Raw genomic sequence first — 19849 nt, 5'->3', positions numbered from 1 at the left:
CGTGACGTTCGAGGTTGCTGCGCAGGCGTACGGCCGCTTCATGGGTCGCTACTCCGAACCGCTCGGCGCAGTGTTCGCCGACTGGGTCGGGGTGCGGCTTGGCGAGCGCGCGCTCGACGTCGGCTGTGGCCCGGGTGCCCTGACGAGCGTCCTCATCGACCGGCTGGGATGCGGCCAGGTCGCCGCCGCCGACCCATCGGAACCGTTCGTCCACGCGATTCGCGCTCGCTTCCCCGACCTCGTGGTCCATCGCGCCCCCGCCGAGCAGTTGCCGTTCGGCGACGACGAGTTCGACCAGACCCTCGCCCAGCTCGTCGTCCACTTCATGCAGGACCCCGTCACGGGTCTCGCGGAGATGGCGCGGGTGACGAAGCCCGGTGGCCAGGTGTCGGCCTGCACGTGGGATCTCGCGGGCGACCGGTCCCCGCTCAACCCGCTGTGGAGCGCCGCCCGCCGTCTGGACCCGAGGATCACCGACGAGTCCCACCTCGCCGGCGCCCGTGAGGGGCAGCTCGAGGCGCTCAGCAGGGATGCCGGTCTCACCGACGTCGAGTCCGGCGAGATAGCGGTCACCGTCACCCACCCCAGCTTCGACGAGTGGTGGGAACCCTTCACCCTGGGTGTGGGGCCCGCGGGGGACTACGTGAAGTCGCTGGACCCGCAGGAGCGCTCGGCCCTGCGCGAGGAGTGCCGGTCCGGCTTCCAGGACGAGGGCGCCTTCGAGGTGACGGCAGTGGCCTGGGCGGTCCGCGGCCGCGCCTGAACTGCTTCTCCAGTCTCCAGGGCCCCCCCGCCCTTGTGTGGCGGCGCGTGGCAGGCAAGGCTGGTGCAGGTAGACCACCTCGACCCACCACCTCGACCCAAGGAGCTTTCATGGCAGGAACAACCCGCACCGCCACGAACCACTGGGAGGGTGACCTCTTCACCGGCAACGGTCAGGTCACGCTCGAGTCGTCCGGCATCGGCACGTTCGACGTCAACTGGCCCTCGCGCGCCGAGGAGGCCAACGGCAAGACGAGCCCCGAGGAGCTCATCGCCGCCGCGCACTCGTCCTGCTTCAACATGGCGTTCTCCAACGGACTCGCCAAGGCGGGCACGGCTCCGACCACGCTCGACACGACCGCCGCAGTGACGTTCGTGCCCGGCACCGGCATCACCGGGATCGCGCTCAAGGTCATCGGCGCCGTGCCCGGCATGTCCGCAGAGGACTTCCAGGCCGCCGCCGAGGACGCCAAGGCGAACTGCCCTGTCAGCCAGGCCCTCTCGGCCGTGCCGATCACGCTCGAGGCGACCCTCTCGGAGTGACACGCCTTCGCGTCGAACGGCTCGGCCTCGCCCTCATCAAGGGCACCCGCCACACCGGCCGCGACGAGATCGAGCTCGACCACCACGGCCCTGTCGGCGACCGCAGCTACTGCCTCGTCGACAGGGCCGAGGCGCGCGTGCTCCGCACTGTTGAGAACCCGGCCCTGGTGCAGCTCGTCGCTGCGGATCTCGGCGATCGTCTGGCCGTGACCACCCCGGACGGGCAGACGACGGAAGCGGCGACGGAAGGCGCCGCGGACGGCATACACGTCGCTGACTATTGGGGACGAGGTGCGCGAATTGTGTTGCAGGACAGCGCACTCAGTGCGGTGTTCTCCGCGCACCTAGGGCGCGAGGTGACGTTGGCGCGGGCGGAGCGTGGCGATGTCGTCTACGCCGACCCGATCTCGATCATCACCACGGGCGCCTTGCGTCGCCTCTCCGAGGCTCTCAAAACCAGTGGGTATGCCGGCCCACGCAGAGCGTGGGACCCGCCGCCGGCTCTCGATGTCCGCTTCCGGGCCACGGTCACCGTGGTTTCAGACGAGGACCCGGCACCGGGCACGCGGCTACAGCTGGGTGAGGCGGTCATCGAGATAGGCGAACCCTTGGAGCGGTGCGCGGTGATCGACCTGGATCCGATCACAGGAGAACGCAATTCGCGTTTGCTGGAGCACGTCCGGGCTGATGATGGGCGCCTGCTCTTCGGGTTCGGCGCGCGGGTTGTCACGCCGGGTCGCGTCGCTCTCGGCTGAGACGGTCTGGGCCGTGTCCTGGGGGACGCCCCGGCCCGTGGATTCAGGAAGCGCGCTCGGTGACCTGTTGGGCGACCTCGAGCGCTGCTCTGCGGGCCGCCCGGCTCGCGCCGATCGTGCTCGCCGACGGTCCGTATCCGATGAGGTGGACCCGCCGGTCACGCACGGCCGTGGTCGCCGCCTGGACGTTGCCCTGGACTCGCTCCAGCGGGATGCCGCCCTCTGGTCCGCGCAGCTCCAAAGGCTCGAGATGGTCCACGGCAGAGCGGAATCCGGTCGCCCAGAGGATGGTGTCGGCGGTCTCGATGGTGCCGTCGGCCCAGCGGGCGCCGTCGGCGACCAGGCGCTCGAACATCGGGCGTGGATCCTCGTAGGCGCCCAGACGTGCGGCCTCCTGCTCCTGCTCGCGCAGCTTGAGCCCCGTGGCCCCCACGACACTTGATGGCGGCAATCCGGCGACGACGCGCTTCTCGACCTCGGTCACGATCTGCAGGCCCGTCTGCGGTCCGAACTCCTCCGTGCGCCACACGGGCGGGCGGCGGGTCACCCAGACGATGTCGGCGGCCGGGGCGAGCTCGCCGATGAACTGCACGGCCGACGCGCCGGCCCCGACGACGAGGATTCGCCTGCCGCGCAGGTGATCCCGGCCCGGATAGGAGGCGGTGTGGAACTGCTCGCCTACGAAGTCCTCGGCCCCGGGGTAGCGCGGCCAGTTGGGGCGGGTCCACGTCCCGGTGGCGTTGACGAGGGTTCGGGACCGCCACTCACGGTCGCCGGCGTGGACGACGAGCAGCTCGCCCGCAGTCGTGACCTCGGTGACGTCGACAGGGCGCACGACCTTCAACCCGTGACGTCGCTCGTAGTCGGCGAAGTAGTTCGGCAGGGTGACATTGGCCCTCTTTGCCGAGCGGCCGGGGGCAGGTTCTCCGGGGAGGTCAGCGACACCGTGCACGTCCTGCATTGTGAGCGAGTCCCACCGGTGCTGCCACGCCCCTCCGGCCTGGGGGTTGGCGTCAAGGACGAGGTGGTCGACGCCTCGCTGGGTCAGGAAGAAGGACGCGGCCAACCCGCCCTGGCCGGCGCCGATCACGATCGAGTCCCATACATCCACGTCGTCATCAACACCCCTGTCTGCCTCCGTATGCCGCCCTTCTCACCCTCGTCACATATAGCGATGCACGCTGAGTTGATCCTTCGTCACAAACGCGCGCATCCCCATCGGTGACTCGGTATGCCGCCCACCTCACCCGACGCTTGTCGGAGGTCGTGGGTAGCGTGGTCCGGGCCGGTTGCGCTCCCGGCCGGTGTCGTGTGCGTTTGCGCGAATTGGGTTGCGGGAGTGGGGAATTCAGCCCAGGGCATACGCGAAAATGCTTGACATCCGAACGTGAGTTCGACGACAATGGAGGCATGAGCAAGACACCCGGCACCGACGTTGCGCGACTGCGCGCGGCGTTGGAGGGTGCCCGTGACGCACTGGCCAGTGACGGGTCCGGGGCGGGTCCGTTGGGGGACGTGCTGCCCCGGTTGAGCGGCCCGGAGCTGGCGGAGCTCATGACGTTGATGGACGACGTCAAAGCGCGCGCTGCTGCCAGACAGGTGCGGGTCACCGCGGAGGCGGCGCACCGGGGTGAGTTCACGTCGGCCCGTCGCGGGGTGGGGTCGGTGCATTCCTGGGTGCGTGAGCACGCGCCGTCGTTGCAGCAGGACGGCGCGGGTCAGGTCGGCCAGCTTGCGCAGGACGTGGCGTGTTCGGTGCCGGGCGGGTTGTGGTCCACCAACGGTCCCGCAGCGGGTGCGTACGCGGACCCGGGCCGGCCCGAGGGGATTGTGTGGGCGCGCGTGGTCACCGGGGAGATCGGTTCCGGTCTCGCGCTGACAGCGCTCAAGGAGATGGCCAAGCTCGCCGACCAGTTGCGCCCCGAAGCCGTGCCCACGGTGGCGAAGGCGATCCTGGACCACGGTGTCCAGTGGGGTCCCGCCGAAGCCCGCAGGCTGCGCCCGCACCTGATCGCCATGTTCGGCGTGGAGGGCGAGTTCGACGACGAGCAGAAGAGGCTGCGGAAGTCGGCGTATCTGACCTCGCCGCGGATCAACGACGCGGACATCACGGAGTACCGGCTCGGGATGACCCCGCAACAGGCTGCCACCCTGGAAGCCGTGATCGGGCCGCTGTCCAAGCCCTCACCCAACGACGTCACGGGAGAGCGGGACCTGCGACCGGCCGAGCAGCGTCGTGCGGAAGCGTTGGCGGCGGTGTGCGGTCGGGTGTCTGGTGAGGACGCCGAGAAGACCTCCCCAGGCGGAGCCTCCACGACCCTGCACGTCGGGATTGACTTCGACGATCTGCTCGCCGACTTCCCAGAGGCTGAAACCACCGACACCGGCACCGGCACCGCACCGACACAGGCACCGACGGTGACGTGTCAGCTGGCTCTGGCTCTGGTTCGGGGTGTGGGCGGGTGATGGTGTCGCGGGCGCAGGCCACGATGTTGTCGCCGGCGATCGTGCGCCAGCTCGCGTGTGACGCGGACCTCATCCCGGTGGTGTTCGGCTCTGACGGGGAGGTCCTCGACGTGGGTCGCGCGGTCCGGCTCTTCACCAAGGCTCAACGCCGCGCGTTGTGGCACCGCGACAAGGGGTGCACCTACCCGGGGTGTGATGTTCCGGCCGGGTGGGCCAAGGCGCACCACCTGGTCCACTGGGTTGATGGTGGCCCCACGGACCTGGAGTACGCGGCCCTGCTGTGTCAGCGCCACCACACCCACGTCCACGACAAGCGCCTCGTCGCGACAGTCCACACACCCGACGAGCACGGACGGTGCGTGACGTGGGACCTGACCCCGGGCTCCTACGACCGGGAACTCCCCGCACGCCTGACCCAGATCCGGCGCGAACGCGCGAAGCAACGTGCCACCGCGCAGCAGCGAGCAGCCGAACGCGCCCGCCTCGACACCGGACCACCCGACCCCTGGATCGACGAACCACCCGAACACGTCATCCAGGGCTGGGTCGACGAGTGGATGGCCGAAGCCGAAGCCCTCGAGTACGAATCTGCGCTGCGCGAGGCAGAGATCGACGACGCCCTCGCCACGATGCTCGACGAAGAACGCGCCAACACACCCTGAGCTGGCGCGGACTCATACCGTACGAAAGCGCGGACCCGCGAAAGGTGCAGGCTCGCGAAGAGGTGCGCGGGCGGCATACCAGCCCGGTTTGTCAGGGTTTTGCAGTCTTTGGCAACGAACGGGACACAGGATCGCAACACAACACGCTCCCTTCGGTCGAGACTGCCAACAGCCCTTGGACGCGTTGGGCAGGTGCTGCCAATGAGGGGCAGGCGACGGACGCAACAGACTGCTCGGCACACCTGCGAGTGACTCAGCCCCAGAGACGCTCCGGCACCAGAGGACCAGCCATGACCCGTTCGCGTTCCCCCCTGACCACCCTGACCGCGCCGGGACGACTCACTCGCCGCGCCGCGACCACCCTCGCCTTCGCCTCCATCTCGGCCCTCGTGCTGGCCGGTTGCGGTGGCAGCGGCGATGACACCACCGACACCGGAGACGGAGACGGCGGTGGCAAGGCCGTCGTCGCTGCCATCTTCTCCGGCCCGACCAACGACGCCGACTACAACGCGGTCGGCCTCCAGGCGCTCAACGCGGCGAAGGCCGCCGGCGCCGAGGTCTCCTTCACCGAGAAGGTCGCCGTCCCCGACGTCGAGGCTCGCCTCACCGAGGCCGTCGGCGACGGCGCCACGGTCGTGTGGACCCACGGCTCGCAGTTCTACGATGCCACCGCCAAGGTCGCGAAGAACAACCCGGACGTGAACTTCATCGCGGAGTACGACGGCATCCCCAAGGACCAGCCGGCGAACGTGTGGACCATCGACCGCCAGTTCCACCTCGGCTTCTACGGCATCGGCATTCTCGCGTCCAAGCTGAGCAAGACGGGCACCGTCGGCTATGTCGGCGGCCTCTCGCTCCCGTTCTCGATGGCTGAGGTCCACGCGATGGAGCAGGCCGTCAAGGACTCCGGCGCCTCGACCACGATCAAGCCGGTCTGGACGGGCGACTTCAACGACGCCGCCAAGGCGCAGCAGTTCAGCACCCAGCTCCTCGGCCAGGGCGCGGACGTCATCGTCGGCTCCCTCAACCAGGGCTCGACAGGCACCTTCCAGGCTTTCGAGGGTCGCGCCGCAGGCGACGGTTGGGTGACGGCGAAGTACACCGACAAGTCCGCAGCGGCAGGCCCCCACTACGCCGGGACCGTCGAGTACGACTTCACCAAACCGCTTGCTGACGTCCTCGCCAAGATCAAGGCCGGCGAGGAGAAGGGCAACTACCCCCTCGGCTTCGACACCGGTGTCACCATCAAGCTCGCCGCCAGCGTGCCCGCCGACGCGAAGGCCGCGGTCGACAAGGCCATGGCTGACGTGAAGTCCGGCGCCGTCAAGGTCGAGCTCAACACCGCGAAGATCGGCTGACCGTTGCTCCGCATGTCCGGCATTCGCAAGACCTTCGGGCCGGTCGTGGCTCTCGACGGAGTCGACTTCACCGTCGCCGACCGCGAGATCCACGGCCTGCTCGGCGGCAACGGCGCCGGCAAGACGACGTTGATGAACGTCCTCTATGGCCTCTACGCGCCCGACGCCGGGACGGTGGAGATCGACGGCGCCCCCGTCAACATCTCCTCGCCCAAGGATGCGATCACGGCGGGCATCGGCATGGTTCACCAGAACTTCCTCCAGGTGGACGTTTTCACCGTCACCGAGAACATCGTTCTCGGCACGGACTCCTCGAAGCTCACCGCGGCAGACGGGTCGGCCCAGACGCCTGCGCAGCGGATCGACGAGCTGTCCGAGCGGTTCGGCCTCACGGTCGACCCGAGCGCCCGCGTCGCCGACCTGCCCGTCGGCGTGCGCCAGCGCGTCGAGATCCTCAAGGCGCTCTATCGCGGGGCCAAGATCCTCGTCCTCGACGAGCCGACGACCAACCTCACCCCGCAGGAGGTCGACGACCTGTTCTCGTCGATGCGGGCCATCGTCGACGACGGCATGTCGGTCGTCCTCATCACCCACAAGATCCGCGAGACCATGGAGGTCTGCGATCGGATGACCGTGATGCGGGACGGCAAATGGATCGCGACGGTCGACAAGGCGGACACCAGCGCCGACGACCTCGCGTCCACGATGATCGGTGAGGTTGCCGGCGGAGATGCCGAAGCAGCCGCGCTGGCTCAGGCTGCCCACGTCGCCCTGGGTGAGGAAGAGCTCGGCGAGGCCTGTTTGCAGGTCTCGTCCGAGGGTGCGGCCGCGGACGTCGTGACCAGTTCCCCTGCCCGTGTCACCGTCCGCGGCCTCACCGTCGCCGGACCCGGAGCCAAGCCCCTCGTCGACGACGTGTCCCTGTCACTCGCACCCGGTGTGATCCTCGGCATCGCCGGGGTGGCCGGCAACGGTCAGGGCGAACTCGCGGAAGCCCTCACTGGAATCCGCTCTGCCACAGGCTCGCTCACCGTTGACGACCTCGAACTCGTGGGCCGACCCACTGCGACCTGGCTGCACAGTGGCGTGGTCTACGTCCCCGAGGACAGGCAGCGCGACGGCATACTCCCCGGTGCCGGAATCACCGAGAACCTCGTCCTCGGATCGCACCGGACCCGAGCAAGAGCCGGCCTCATCAACTGGCGCGCAGCGCGCGCGGAGGCTGTCGAGGCGATCAAGGAGTTCAGCGTCAAGACCCCGAGCGCGGCGACGCCCTGCGGCCAGCTCTCGGGTGGCAACATCCAGCGCGTCATCCTCGCGCGGGCCTTCGCCCACAACCCCAAACTTCTCCTGCTGCACAACCCGACGCGCGGACTCGACCTGAGGTCAACGCAGTTCGTCTATGACCGCGTCCGTCGGGCCGCGTCCGAAGGCTGCGTCGTCATCGTCATCTCCGAGGACCTCGACGAAGTCCTCGCGCTCTCGGACCGCGTGACGGTGGCCTACTCGGGCCAGCTCGTCGGCGACTTCGCGCGCGGCGAGGCCAACCCCTACGACCTCGGTCGCCTCATGACAGGAGTCGGCGCATGAGCACGGACACGGACACCCCAGGCCCTTCGGACACTGCAGACGTCGTCCCTGATGTCGCCGTCGCACCACCGCTGGCGCAGCGGGCCAAAACCATGGCGTATGCCGCCGTCCCCTACGTCATTGCCGTCCTCGCTGCGTTCGTGGTCGTCGGCGTCCTCATCACCCTCCTCGGGCACGACCCGGCGAAGGCGTTCAGAGCGGTGCTCACCAACTCGTTCCGCAACGAGACCGGCATGGTCCAGACGCTGCACAAGTGGGCGCCACTGACGCTGCTGTCCCTGGCGTTCGCGATCCCGCTGGGCGCCGGACGGTTCAACATCGGTGGCGAGGGCCAGATGATCCTCGGCTCGGTGGGTGCCGCTGCCGTGGGCATCACGATGTCGGACCTGCCGATGGTCATCCTGCTCCCGCTCGTCCTCATCGTCGGCACGCTCGCCGGTGTCGTGTGGGCCGCCATCTCGGCGTGGCTGATGGAGTCCTTCCACATCAACGAGATCCTCTCGACGGTGCTGCTCAACTTCGTGTCGTTCGAGGTGCTCGACTACATCGCCTCAGTCGTATGGTCCGACCCCGGTGCCGGTGGAGCGGTGACCCTGCCCATCGGTGAGGGTGCCGTGCTCCCGGGCATCGGTCGCCCTCCGATGCACACGGGTGTCCTGCTCGTCGTGCTCGTGTCCGTCGTGGCCGCCGTGATGGCCAAGCGCAGCGTCGCCGGCTTCGAGCTGCGGGCTGTCGGTCTCAACGAGCGCGCGTCCAGGCTGCACGGCATTCGCACCGGCCGTGTGGCGGTCATGTCGATGGTCGTCGCGGGTGGGCTCGCCGGCCTGGCCGGTGCGATCGAGGTGTCCGGGGTGCACCAGCGCACCCTCGAGGGGATCCAGTCCAACTTCCTGCTGCTCGGCATCATCATCGGGCTCATCGCGCGCGGCTCCCTCGCCGCCGTCCCCTTCGTGGCGTTCGGCATCGCCGTCCTGGAGGTCGGAGCCGGGTCGATGCAGCGCGTGTCCGGAGCGCCCGTCGAGATCGTCCTCATCCTCGAGGGCCTCATCCTGCTCTTCCTGCTCATGTCCGACGTCGCCACCGAACGATTGCGACGAGCTCGAGCCGGGCGATCGGCCCGCAGGGCCAGCATCGCGGCAGGCCCCACCTCTACGACGGGAGCGGCCGCATGACCGAGTTCCTCAGCCTCACCATCACCGCGATGGTGCCGTTCCTCTTCGTCGCGCAGGGCACGATGCTCAGCGGACGAGCCGGCATCTTCAACGTCGCGCAGGAGGGCCTCATGCTGCTCGGCGCTGCCGTGGGTTATGTCGTCTCGCTCAAGGCCGGCGGCAACCTCGTCGGCCTCGTGGTCGCGGCCCTCGCCGGAGCGGCCGTCGGTTTCGTGCTGTCCTGGGCGACGACGTCGCTGCGCCTCGACCAGTTCGTCGTGGGGTTGGCGCTGTTCTTCCTCGCCGGCGGCACTGCGTCGCTGCTCTATCGCGTGGTCATCGGTAACGACGAGCCGCCGCGGATCGCGCCCCTCCCCGACTTCCTGTTCGGTCAGGATGTGCTCGTCTACATCGCGATCGGGCTCTCGGTCTTCCTCTGGTGGTGGCTCTACAAGACGGACGCCGGCATGCGGCTGCGTTCCGTGGGTGAGAACCCCAAGGCGGCCGACTCGTTGGGCATCAATGTCACCCGCACCCGCATGTGGGCCGGGACCGTCGGCGCCGCGCTCATGGCCGTGGGTGGCGCCTACCTGCCGATGGTCTTCTCGGGTGTGTATGCCGATGGGATCGTCGCCGGACGCGGCTGGCTCGCGATCGCGCTCGCCTTCTTCGGTGGCTGGCGTCCCCAGTTCATCCTCGCCGGGGCCGCATTCTTCGCCGGGATGGAAGTGCTCGCTCAGCGGGCCCAGGTCAGCGGGATCGGGATCCCGCACCAGTTCGTGGCGATGCTCCCCTATGTCGCCACCCTGCTCGTCATGTGCGTGGCCTTCCGCTGGGCACTCGTGCCCCAGTTCCTCGGCAAGAACTACGACCGCGAGTCGCGCATCGTCGGCTGATCGCCGAGGAACCAACGGACCTCGTCCACAGAACTGACCCGCTGAGCCGACGAGCTCGGCGGGTCAGTTCATTCAATTCAGTTCAGTCGCGCGTTGGCAGGTGCTGGTCGAGCCAAGCGAGCACGTCAGCCGTGACCTCGTCGCGGTTGGAGTCGTTGAGCACTTCGTGACGGCCCTGCGGATAGATCGTCGTCGTGACGTCCGTGACTCCGGCCTTACGGTACTTGTCAGCGACCTCGCGCGGACCCTTGCCGTTGTCGCCGACCGGGTCGAGCTCGCCCGACATGACGAGGATCGGCAGGTCGCGCGGGACCGCAGCGAAGGCGCCGGAGCTGTTGATCTGCTGCAGCCCTCCGAGCAGGTCGGCGTAGAAGGCGGCGCTGAACACGTTGCCGCACAACGGGTCCGCGACGTACTTGTCGACCTCGGCGTCGTCGCGCGACAGCCAGTCGAAGTCGGTGCGGTTCGGCTTGAACTTCGAGTTGAACTGGCCAAACGTGAGCTTGTCCATGAGCCCGGACGGGTGGTGGCGGCCGCGAAGCCGCGCCTGGAGGCCGGCCACCCGCTTGCCGACAGCGGCCAGCGGGCCGGGATCGCCACCCGTGCCGCTGAGAACGAGAGCCGCAAGACGTGCGCCGTGCTGGGCGGCATACGCACGGCTGAGGAACGAACCCATGCTGTGCCCGAAGAGCACGAGCGGCACGCCCGGGTGCTCGGCCTGGGCGAACTCGCTCACCGAACTCATGTCTCCAACGACCGTCCCGAACCCGTCGTGGTCGGCGAAGTAGCCGTGGTCCTGCGCCGATGCGGTCTCGCCGTGGCCCCGGTGGTCGTTCGCGTAGACGGCGTATCCGGCACCGGTCAGGGCCTGCGCGAACCGCTCGTAGCGCGACGCGTGCTCGGCCATGCCGTGCGCGAGCTGCACGATGGCGCGGGGCGGACCGTCCGGCAACCAGCGGTAGGTGTGCAGGGACGTGCCATCAAAGGCGCTGATGGCAAGGGTGCTCGACTGCATTGACGGCTCCTCAGAGGGGTTGGGCTCGGCTGCCGACGCTACCGGCTGGTTGCGCCGGTCGGGTGGCGATGTGATGAGCCCGCCGTCAGCCGAGACGGCGCAACGCTGGCCACGACTCGCTCCAGGGCCGTGCCAGCCCGCGGCACACCTGCACCGGCGCGCCGTCCTCGTCGTTGTCGACGTCGTCCGGCGCCTCGAGGTGCGGCTCCACCGTGCAGTTCGAGAAGGTCGCGGCCAGTTCGTCATCGGGCCAGAACCCGATGACGACTGCGGTGGTCGCCTCGGGCGGCGGAGTCCCCCACTCGGCGTAGCCGTTGTGCCCGGAGTATGCCGGCGGCAAAAGTTCGCGGTCGGCCGTGCTTTCGCGGCGCGCAAGGCTGATCGCCCCCGCCTCGCCGTAGTTGCGGGCCAGGACGATGGCGACGTCACGGTCCGGGAGCGCTCTGCTCACCTCGCGGATCGTGTCGACGTATGCCGGCCAGCCCACCGTCTCTGCCCCGTCCGGGTTCACGGCCGTTGCCACCTCGAAGACGGCCGAGCCCGGCGGCGCGAGGGGCAACGAGAACAGGGCCGTCGGGATCGACAGCACCGTGAGCAGACCCGCCGCGAGGCGCGTTCGATGTCGGGCATCGAGCCAGTCGAGCGTCGGGATGGCTCCCGCGGCGAGGGCGGCGGGGAAGAAGCCTGCGGGGTAGTAGGCCTTGCCGCCGGAGACGACGACGAAGACCAGGAACACGGCATACGCGATCGTCAGCCAGCGAAGATCGGGCCGCCTCCAGAGGTGGACGAGACCGACGACGAACACGATCGAGAGGAACGGTCCGACCATGAGGAACGTCAGCGGGATGACGGTGGCCCGGTCGGCCGACGACGTCGATCCGCCAGCCGCGACACTGGCCGCCACCTCACGCATGGGCCAGCCGTGCGAGGCCTGCCAGAGCAGGAAGGGAGCGGCCAGAAGGGCGGTGAGGACGGCGGCGACCCACGGGCCCGGTGCGAGGAGGGCGCGGCGCTGGCCGGTGAGCAGGATGCCAACGGCGCAGCTCGCGAGGACCGAGGCGATGAGGACCTTGACCTCGGACGTGATGCCTGCGGCGAGGCCCACGAGAAGCCAGGAGGTGAGGCGCCGGTCGCGAAGAGCGCGGATGAGCAGCCAGATGGTGGTGGCCGTGCCGAGGAGGTCGAAGGTCGTGGTCGAGAAGAGGTGACCGGTGCCGGGGACGATCGACGTCACGGCCGTGAGGACCGCTGCAGCAACTTGGTGGCGTCGCGCGCCGCCGAGCTCGCGGCAGGTGAGCGAGGCGACGAGGGTCGTCAGGGCCGCGGCGACGGCGGGGAGGAGGCGGAACGCCCAGAGGTGCCCTCCCACGAGGGAGTGCCACACCGAGGCGAGGAGTGGGACGAGGACCGGTTGGTCAGGTTGGCCCCACGCGAGGTGGTGCCCGGCCTCGATGAAGTAGAGCTCGTCGCGGTGGTAGCCGTAGCGCCCGCCCACGGCGACAAGGACCAGGCCGAGCACGACGGCAGAGATGAACGAACCCCGCGGGACTCTCACCAGCTCATGCTGGCAGGTCCCGGCGTGCCTTTCTCACCCAATTCCCCCGAAAGGCACACGACACGCCGGTATGCCGCCCGCGCACCTGCGCGAACGGCATACCGGATCGTTTGTGCTTGGAGCTTGGGTCAGCCGCGGAAGCCGCGCGACTGCGACGAGAACGCCGCTGCGCCGCCGGAGCCGCCGGAGCGACGCGGGCCGCCACTGCGCTGGCCACCGGCGGGGCGCTGCCCACCGGAGGAACGCTGACCGCCGCCACCCTGGCCGCCACCGGTGGACGAGCCACCGCGAGGAGCGCTGGAGCGGGGGGCGCCGGAGCGCTGGCCGCCGGTGCGGGGTGCGCCCGAACGGGCACCACCGGAACGCTGGCCACCGCCGCGCTGACCGCCACCGCCACCACGCTGGCCGGAGCCCTGCGTCGCGGCACCGGGGACGATGAACGCGCCGGGGAAGGTGCGCTCGCCCGGAGCCAGCTCGGTGAGGAGCGGGTGGGTGGCGTTGACCTTGGTCGTGGTCGGGTTGATGCCGGCCTTGCGGGTGAGGTCGCGGACGTCGCGGACCTGGTCGTCGGTCATCAGCGTGACGACGGTGCCCGAGTTGCCCGCACGAGCCGTACGACCGGAGCGGTGCAGGTAGGCCTTGTGCTCGACCGGCGGGTCGGCGTGGATGACGAGGCTGACGTCGTCGACGTGGATGCCACGGGCGGCGATGTCGGTCGCGACGAGCGTGTGCGCGGTGCCGGCGTGGAACGCGTCCATCGTCCGGGTGCGGGCGTTCTGGCTCAGGTTGCCGTGGAGCTCGACCGCAGGGATGCCCTCGGCGTTGAGCTGGCGGGCGATCTTCTTGGCGCGGTGCTTGGTGCGGGTGAAGACGACCTTGCGACCGGGAGCGGCCGTGAGGTCGCGCAGGACCTGCAGGTGACCGTCGGCCGTGACGTGGAGGACGTGGTGGCTCATCGTCGACACCGGCGACTGGGCCGAGTCGGCCTCGTGGGTGACCGGCGAGCTGAGGTAGCGCTTGACGAGCGTGTTGACACCGGCGTCGAGCGTGGCGGAGAAGAGCATCCGCTGACCGTTGCGCGGCGTCTTGTCGAGGATGCGCTTGACCACGGGGAGGAAGCCGAGGTCGGCCATGTGGTCGGCCTCGTCGAGGATCGTGATCTCCACGGCGTCGAGGATGACGTGACCCTGGTTCATCAGGTCCTCGAGGCGACCGGGGCAGGCGACGACGACGTCGACGCCGCGGGTGATCGCATTGACCTGGGGGCCCTGGCCGACGCCACCGAAGACCGTCTTCGACGTGATGCCGAGCGGCTGGGCGAGCGGGGCGAGGGCCTCGTCGATCTGGATGGCGAGCTCACGGGTCGGCGCGAGGATCAGCGCACGGGGGCGCCTCGCCTGACGGCGGGTGCCGCCGGCGGAGAGACGCGCCAGCATCGGGAGGAGGAACGCGTAGGTCTTGCCGGAGCCGGTGCGGCCACGTCCGAGGACGTCACGACCAGCGAGGCTGTCGGGGAGGGTCGCGGCCTGGATCGGCGTGGGCGACAGGATGTCGCGGTCGGCGAGGACACGAACGAGGGACTCCGGGACGCCGAGACGGCCGAAGCCGGCGGTGTCGTCGGACGAGTTCTGGGCAGGGGTGGTGAGAGTGTCAGTGGACACGAAGGAGTACTCCAGAGAGTTCTGATGCAGTCGGTTCTGCCCGGCGCGAAAATCCGAGTCACGACGCATGAACAACTTCAATGTTGTCCTCGTCGAGGTCTCTCGGTCGCGGCGCATCGGCATCGACAGTGAGAAAGAAGAAGCGGGTCCGAGGCAGAACGGGCGGACCGCTGAGACCACTCTAGTGCCTGAAGGATCAATCATCTGCATCGTCACTGCTGCTGGCGGCTCCTCCGGCGTCTCGCCACCGGGCGGAACGCCGCAACGGGCATGGTGGCGCGGACCCTAGAATTGCGCCGTGGCAATGACGCTTGTGGCTGGTGTGGACGTGGGGGGCACTCGCGTCAAATCGATGCTGTCCGACTCCGACGGCTCAGTTGTGCTGTCCCACACCGCTTCCACGCCTGATCGTCCGGGCGATGCCATCGTCGACGTCATCACCGACACGGTCGCGACCCTGCTCGAGCTGGCGCGCGCCGACGGCGTCGATGGCGTCCTTGCCGCGGTCGGCGCCGTCGTCCCCGGGCTCGTTGATGAGACGGCCGGCACAGCCTCGTGGTCGGCCAACCTCGGCTGGCGCGACCTCCCACTGCGCGAGCTGCTCCAGGCGCGCTTCGACGTGCCGGTGGCCACGGGTCACGACGTGCGCGCCGGGCTGCTCGCGGAGTTCCACCTCGGTGCCGCCCAGGGTGTGCCCGACGCGCTCTTCGTCCCTCTCGGCACCGGTATTGCCAGTGCTCTGCTGGCCGGTGGACGTGTGGTCGCGGGTTCGGAGTGGACGGGCGAGATCGGCCACGTCATCGTCGAGCCCGACGGCCCCCTCTGCGGGTGTGGACGTCGCGGCTGCCTCGAGGCCGTCGCCAGTGCCGCCGCGCTCGGTCGGACCTGGCGTGAGCTCGGCCGTGAGGGTGACGCCGAGACCCTCAGTCGTGCGGTCGATGACGGGGATCCCGAAGCCATTCGCATCTGGCACAGCGCGATCGACGCCCTCATCCGCGTCATCGGGCCCGTGTGTGCGGCGGCCGGCACCCGCCTCGTCCTCATCGGTGGCGGTTTGGCCCTCTCCGGTGCCACGTTGCTGGATCCGTTGCGCGACAGGCTCGTCCACGCCATCGGCCATGAACGCATCACTGTCACTCAAGCTGCGCTCGGGGATCGAGCCGGCGCCCTCGGAGCAACACTTCTCGCCATGGAGGCCACCGCGTGATCTTCACTCTGACCCCCAACCCGGCCATCGACATCACGTATGCCGTGCCGAGACTTCACGTCGGCGAGAGCCACCGCGTGTCGATCACCGGCACGCACGCGGGTGGCAAGGGCCTCAACGTCGCCGGTGTCCTGGCCTGCATGAGCGTCGAGCACGTCGCCATCGCGCCCGTCGGCGAACGCCACCGCGGCTTCTTCGAGGAGGACGCCGCCCAGCGCGGAGTGCGCCTTCGCGTCGTCGAGTCGTCCGTCATCACCCGCCGCTCCATCTCGATCTACAGCTCCGACGGTCTCGCGACGGTCCTCAACGAGCAGGGCTCCCCACAGCCTGCCGAGGTCTGGGAGGAGTTGGCCGAGATGGTGCGCAGCAGCTGCCGAACCGGTGACGTCTTCACGGTTTCGGGCAGCCTGCCCCCGTCGACCCCCGATGACGCGATCGTCTCGTTGTGCACTGCGGCGGCCGACGCCGGAGCCGAGCTCGTCGTCGACGGTCGCGGGCGCTGGGTGAACCAGGTCCTTGATGCGACACCGGCGCTGGTGAAGCCCAACGAGTCCGAGGCTGCGTCCATGACTGGCATCACCGACCCCCTGCTGGCAGCTCACGCCCTCGTCGACGCCGGCGCTTGGGCCTCACTCGTCTCGCGTGGCGCCGAGGGGCTCATCCTCGTGACGTCGACCGGCCGGGTCATCGAGGCCCGACCCCGCACTCCCGGCGCGGGCAACGCGACCGGGGCCGGCGACGCCCTCACCGCGGCGATCTCTGCGGGTCTGGATGGCACGCCACGCAACGAGGTCGACTGGCCCGAGGTGCTGCGGGTTGGCGTCGCGTGGTCGGCAGCGGCGGTGCGTCAGACGGTGGCCGGCGTCATCGACCGCGCCGACGTCGAGAGCCTCCTCGACGACGTGGACATCCTCGAACACTCCTAGGCGTCCATCACCCGATCGTGAATGTTCCGGTGCACGCTCAGTTGCTCCTTCGTCGCAAACGCGCGCACCGGAACATTCACGATCGGACCAGAGGGGTGGTTGGGTTACGAGCTGGCGAGGAGGCGGAGGAGGCGTTCGGACTCGTCGGCCACGGCGTCGCGAGCGGCCCCGAGGTACTTGCGGGTGTCGACGGTCGGTGACTGCTCGAGCCGCCGGACCATCGCCCACGTCCACACCTGGTTGAGATGGGTCGCGATGTTGACCTTGGTCATGCCCGCGGCCACCGCGGACACGAGCCCTTCATCGGGCACGCCGCTCGAACCGTGCAGCACCAACGGCACGTGCACCTGCGCCGCGATCGCCGCGATGAGGTCGTTGTCCAGGACGGCGCTGCGTTCGGTCATGGCGTGCGAACTGCCCACAGCGACGGCGAGCGCGTCCACACCGGTGTCGGCCACGAACCGCGCGGCGTCGCTCGGGTCAGTGCGCACACCGGGGGCGTGCACGCCGTCCTTGCCGCCGACCTCACCGAGCTCGGCCTCGACGCTGATGCCCGCAGCGTGACACTGCTCGACGACGCGACGGGTCGTCTCACGATTGACGTCGTCGGTCAGCTTGGACCCGTCGAACATCACTGAGGTCAGCCCCAGACGGACGGCTTCGTCGACGAGCGAGACGTCCTCGGCGTGGTCGAGGTGGACGACGACAGGCTGCGAACAGGCCTCGGCGATCGCCAGGGTCGCAGCAGCAATCGGCCGCAACGACCCGTGGTAGCGCACGCAGTTCTCACTGATCTGCATGACAACCGGCAGCGAAGAGCGTTCTGCTGCAACGGCATACGCCTCGGCATGTTCGATCTGGATGACGTTGAAGGCGGCGAGGGCGCGACCGGCCGCACGTGCCTGCGCCAGCAGCGGCGCGAGCGGTGAGAGTGTCATCAGCCGGCGACGGAGGCGTCTTCGAGAATGATCGAGCGGGTGAGGTTGCGCGGCTCGTCCGGGTTGATGCCGGCGGCGAGGGCGCGAGCGAGGCAGTAGCGGTGCAGGCGTACGAGTTCGGCCATGGGGTCGATGTCGCGGTGCTCGAAGTGCGCACCGGTGGCCCGGACCTGCTCGGCGAGACCCTCGGGCACGTCACCGATCGCCCAGGTCGCGCGTCCGGGGGCGGCGATGCTGATCGGGCCGTGGCGGTACTCCATCGCGGCGTAGGACTCGGCCCAGAACTGCACCGACTCGCGCAGCTTGAGGCCTGCCTCGTTGGCGAGACCGTTGGTCCAGCCGCGCCCGAGGAAGCTCACCTGCTCCGCATCGAAGAACCCGGCGTATGCCGTGTCGTCCGGTTCCGCGAGAACCTCGCGTGCGTCGGCGATCGCCTTGTCGAGCGACTCGCCGAGGGAGGCACGCAGGAGGGCGAGAACGGTGGTGGCGAAGCGAGTCTGGACGACGGACTGCTCGTCGACCTCGGGGAGGAGGATGAGCGACTCAGCCGCCTCGGCGACGGCGGTGCCAGCGGTGGCGACGAGCGCGACGTGCGGGGTCCCGGCAGCCTTGAGCTGTTCGACGACCTCGATGACCTCGGTGGTCGTGCCCGAACGGGTGATCACGACGACCCGGTCGTAGCCGCGCGCCAGGTGGTGCTCGCTCGCGGCGTAGGCGTCCGTGACGCCCTGACCCAGGGACTCGCGCAGCACGGCATACGCCTGCCCCATGAACCACGACGTGCCGCAACCGATGGTCGCGACGCGCTCGCCGGGCCTGGGCAGGACGTCGGCGACCTCGGGCAGTCGCTCGACCACCGCGGCCCAGTTGTCGGGTTGGGTGGCGATCTCCTGCTCGAGAAACGTCATGGATCTTCCTCACGTCATAGGTTGCGCGAAACTGCTTGACTCGTAGCCTAAGTGGGCAGAGTCATGCACCACAACCCCTCGATACTGCGTGAAGTGCGCGCTAGAGTCACGCCATGTCCTCGCGCACCTCCTTGGCCAGCGAAGTCCCTCGCCAACGAGCCTCACGTCTGTCGGCCATTCTCGACCTCCTGGCCACCAAGGGGCGGCTCAGTGTCACCGACGCCGCCGCCCATCTGGACGTGTCCGAGGCGACGATCCGCCGGGACTTCGCCGAGCTCTCCCGACGTCAGCTCGTCACGCGCAACCACGGTGGTGTCGTCGCCACGTCGGTCGCCTATGAGTTGCCCTATCGCTACCGCTCGAGCCAGCACGACTCCGACCTCGACCGCATCGCCGCTGCCGCAGTGGCGCTCGTCGAGCCCGGTGCTGTCGTCGCGATGAACGGCGGAACGACCACGACGACGGTCGCCCGCAGCCTCACGGCGCGCGAGGACCTCAGTTCGCGCGGCCTCACTCTGGTCACGAGTGCGCTCAACATCGCGGTCGAGGCCGTCCTGCGACCCAACGTGCGCTGCGTCTGCCTCGGTGGGATTCCCCGGCCCGAGTCCTACGAGGTGACCGGACCCCTGGCCACGGCCGGGCTGAGCCAGCTGTGGATCGACGTCGCCGTCCTCGGCGTCAACGGTCTGTCGGCCCGCGAGGGAGCGACCTGCCACCATGAGGACGAGGCCGCCGTGTCCCGGCTCATGGTCGAGCGCGCCCGCGACGTCATCGTCGTCGCCGCGGGGTCCAAGCTCGGGGAGCGCGCCTTCACCGAGATCTGTGACGTCGCTCAGATCACGCACATCGTGACGACGGCCGACGACAAGGACCCGCGGGTCGCGGAGCTGCGGGAGATCGGCACGACTGTCCACTGCGTCTGAGCTCCGACGTCGGTCGTGGAGGGCGGGGTTAGGGTCGGAGCATGACCGAACAGACACTGTCCGACTTCTCCGCCACGACCCTTGAGGGCCAGCCGCAGGACCTCAGTGCGTATGCCGGCAAGGTCGTCCTTGTCGTCAACACCGCCTCAGAGTGTGGCTTCACACCTCAGTTCGAGGGCCTCGAGAAGCTGTGGCAGTCCCACCAGGACGAGGGGCTCGTCGTCCTCGGCTTCCCGTGCAACCAGTTCGGTGGCCAGGAGCCGGGTGAGGCTGAGGAGATCGGCGCCTTCTGCCAGCGCAACTACGGCGTGAGCTTCCCGATGTTCGACAAGATCGATGTCAACGGCGACGACGCGCACCCGCTCTTCGAGTGGCTGCGCAAGGAGAAGGGTGGCCTCCTCGGCAGCAAGATCAAGTGGAACTTCACCAAGTTCCTCGTCGGGCGCGACGGCAACGTCGTCAAGCGCTACGGCTCGACCACCAAGCCCGAGTCCCTCAGCGACGACATCGAGAAGGCCCTCGCCACCAGCTGA

General features: G+C 69.1%; 19 protein-coding genes. 13 read left to right on the top strand and 6 right to left on the bottom strand.

What is annotated here, in order from left to right; all coding sequences use genetic code 11:
* Position 1: 1 nt before the first annotated feature.
* The 3 genes from ACFQRE_RS01345 to ACFQRE_RS01335 all read left to right on the top strand — a co-directional run bounded on the left by ACFQRE_RS01345 (position 2) and on the right by ACFQRE_RS01335 (position 2060).
* Positions 2-763 carry a class I SAM-dependent methyltransferase gene (locus ACFQRE_RS01345; RefSeq protein ID WP_380118005.1) on the top strand — a complete coding sequence of 254 codons (762 nt, stop codon included), beginning with the start codon at positions 2-4 and terminating at the stop codon, positions 761-763.
* Positions 764-873: 110 nt separating this feature from the next.
* The gene (locus ACFQRE_RS01340) at positions 874-1305 is read left to right on the top strand and encodes an OsmC family protein (protein WP_380118003.1); all 432 of its coding nucleotides are present in this window, start codon (positions 874-876) and stop codon (positions 1303-1305) included.
* Positions 1302-2060 carry an MOSC domain-containing protein gene (locus ACFQRE_RS01335; protein WP_380118001.1) on the top strand — a complete coding sequence of 253 codons (759 nt, stop codon included), beginning with the start codon at positions 1302-1304 and terminating at the stop codon, positions 2058-2060. Before ACFQRE_RS01340 ends, ACFQRE_RS01335 begins: the two co-directional genes overlap by 4 nt.
* Before the next feature lie 43 nt (positions 2061-2103).
* On the opposite strand, the gene ACFQRE_RS01330 is transcribed toward ACFQRE_RS01335, so the two are convergent.
* Entirely contained in the window at positions 2104-3171 is a 1068-nt protein-coding gene (locus ACFQRE_RS01330) for an NAD(P)-binding domain-containing protein (RefSeq protein WP_380117999.1), read from the bottom strand.
* A gap of 299 nt (positions 3172-3470) precedes the next feature.
* Between ACFQRE_RS01330 and ACFQRE_RS01325 the strand changes: the two genes are divergently transcribed.
* The 6 genes from ACFQRE_RS01325 (at position 3471) to ACFQRE_RS01300 (ending at position 10183) form a co-directional block, all read left to right on the top strand.
* Complete coding sequence (locus ACFQRE_RS01325) at positions 3471-4526, top strand: DUF222 domain-containing protein (RefSeq protein WP_380117997.1); 1056 nt, start codon at positions 3471-3473, stop codon at positions 4524-4526.
* A gap of 2 nt (positions 4527-4528) precedes the next feature.
* Positions 4529-5188 (top strand): HNH endonuclease signature motif containing protein, encoded by a 660-nt coding sequence (locus tag ACFQRE_RS01320; RefSeq protein ID WP_380117995.1) that lies wholly within the window; start codon positions 4529-4531, stop codon positions 5186-5188.
* Positions 5189-5478: 290 nt separating this feature from the next.
* The gene (locus ACFQRE_RS01315) at positions 5479-6546 is read left to right on the top strand and encodes a BMP family ABC transporter substrate-binding protein (protein WP_380117993.1); all 1068 of its coding nucleotides are present in this window, start codon (positions 5479-5481) and stop codon (positions 6544-6546) included.
* A 12-nt stretch (positions 6547-6558) separates the two neighbouring features.
* Complete coding sequence (locus ACFQRE_RS01310; protein WP_380117991.1) at positions 6559-8136, top strand: ABC transporter ATP-binding protein; 1578 nt, start codon at positions 6559-6561, stop codon at positions 8134-8136.
* The gene (locus ACFQRE_RS01305) at positions 8133-9308 is read left to right on the top strand and encodes an ABC transporter permease (protein WP_380117989.1); all 1176 of its coding nucleotides are present in this window, start codon (positions 8133-8135) and stop codon (positions 9306-9308) included. Before ACFQRE_RS01310 ends, ACFQRE_RS01305 begins: the two co-directional genes overlap by 4 nt.
* Complete coding sequence (locus ACFQRE_RS01300) at positions 9305-10183, top strand: ABC transporter permease (RefSeq protein ID WP_380117986.1); 879 nt, start codon at positions 9305-9307, stop codon at positions 10181-10183. Before ACFQRE_RS01305 ends, ACFQRE_RS01300 begins: the two co-directional genes overlap by 4 nt.
* Before the next feature lie 82 nt (positions 10184-10265).
* Here ACFQRE_RS01300 and ACFQRE_RS01295 read toward each other — a convergent pair whose 3' ends face one another.
* From ACFQRE_RS01295 to ACFQRE_RS01285, 3 genes are all read right to left on the bottom strand, one after another.
* Positions 10266-11198 (bottom strand): alpha/beta hydrolase, encoded by a 933-nt coding sequence (locus tag ACFQRE_RS01295; RefSeq protein ID WP_380117984.1) that lies wholly within the window; start codon positions 11196-11198, stop codon positions 10266-10268.
* Positions 11199-11283: 85 nt separating this feature from the next.
* A complete protein-coding gene (locus tag ACFQRE_RS01290) occupies positions 11284-12753 on the bottom strand; it encodes a glycosyltransferase family 39 protein (RefSeq protein WP_380117982.1) in 1470 nt (489 codons plus the stop codon).
* A gap of 128 nt (positions 12754-12881) precedes the next feature.
* Positions 12882-14414: a DEAD/DEAH box helicase gene (locus ACFQRE_RS01285; protein WP_380117980.1), complete on the bottom strand. Its 1533-nt coding sequence runs from the start codon at positions 14412-14414 to the stop codon at positions 12882-12884.
* Between the two features lie 304 nt (positions 14415-14718).
* On the opposite strand from ACFQRE_RS01285, the gene ACFQRE_RS01280 reads away from it, so the two are divergent.
* Together ACFQRE_RS01280 and ACFQRE_RS01275 are read left to right on the top strand one after the other, a co-directional pair.
* The gene (locus ACFQRE_RS01280; RefSeq protein ID WP_380120378.1) at positions 14719-15621 is read left to right on the top strand and encodes an ROK family protein; all 903 of its coding nucleotides are present in this window, start codon (positions 14719-14721) and stop codon (positions 15619-15621) included.
* Positions 15618-16547: a 1-phosphofructokinase family hexose kinase gene (locus ACFQRE_RS01275; RefSeq protein WP_380117977.1), complete on the top strand. Its 930-nt coding sequence runs from the start codon at positions 15618-15620 to the stop codon at positions 16545-16547. Before ACFQRE_RS01280 ends, ACFQRE_RS01275 begins: the two co-directional genes overlap by 4 nt.
* Before the next feature lie 104 nt (positions 16548-16651).
* On the opposite strand, the gene ACFQRE_RS01270 is transcribed toward ACFQRE_RS01275, so the two are convergent.
* Together ACFQRE_RS01270 and ACFQRE_RS01265 are read right to left on the bottom strand one after the other, a co-directional pair.
* Positions 16652-17485 (bottom strand): class II fructose-bisphosphate aldolase, encoded by an 834-nt coding sequence (locus tag ACFQRE_RS01270; protein ID WP_380117975.1) that lies wholly within the window; start codon positions 17483-17485, stop codon positions 16652-16654.
* Positions 17485-18393, bottom strand: coding sequence for an SIS domain-containing protein (locus tag ACFQRE_RS01265; protein WP_380117973.1), 909 nt, complete (start codon positions 18391-18393; stop codon positions 17485-17487). Before ACFQRE_RS01265 ends, ACFQRE_RS01270 begins: the two co-directional genes overlap by 1 nt.
* A gap of 113 nt (positions 18394-18506) precedes the next feature.
* On the opposite strand from ACFQRE_RS01265, the gene ACFQRE_RS01260 reads away from it, so the two are divergent.
* Together ACFQRE_RS01260 and ACFQRE_RS01255 are read left to right on the top strand one after the other, a co-directional pair.
* Complete coding sequence (locus ACFQRE_RS01260; protein ID WP_380117971.1) at positions 18507-19316, top strand: DeoR/GlpR family DNA-binding transcription regulator; 810 nt, start codon at positions 18507-18509, stop codon at positions 19314-19316.
* Positions 19317-19357: 41 nt separating this feature from the next.
* Positions 19358-19849, top strand: coding sequence for a glutathione peroxidase (locus tag ACFQRE_RS01255; RefSeq protein WP_380117969.1), 492 nt, complete (start codon positions 19358-19360; stop codon positions 19847-19849).

Source organism: Knoellia pratensis (genome assembly GCF_042666395.1).
In the GTDB taxonomy this organism is placed as follows: Bacteria; Actinomycetota; Actinomycetes; order Actinomycetales; family Dermatophilaceae; genus Knoellia; species Knoellia pratensis.
This window is presented reverse-complemented; position numbering and strand designations above follow the sequence as displayed.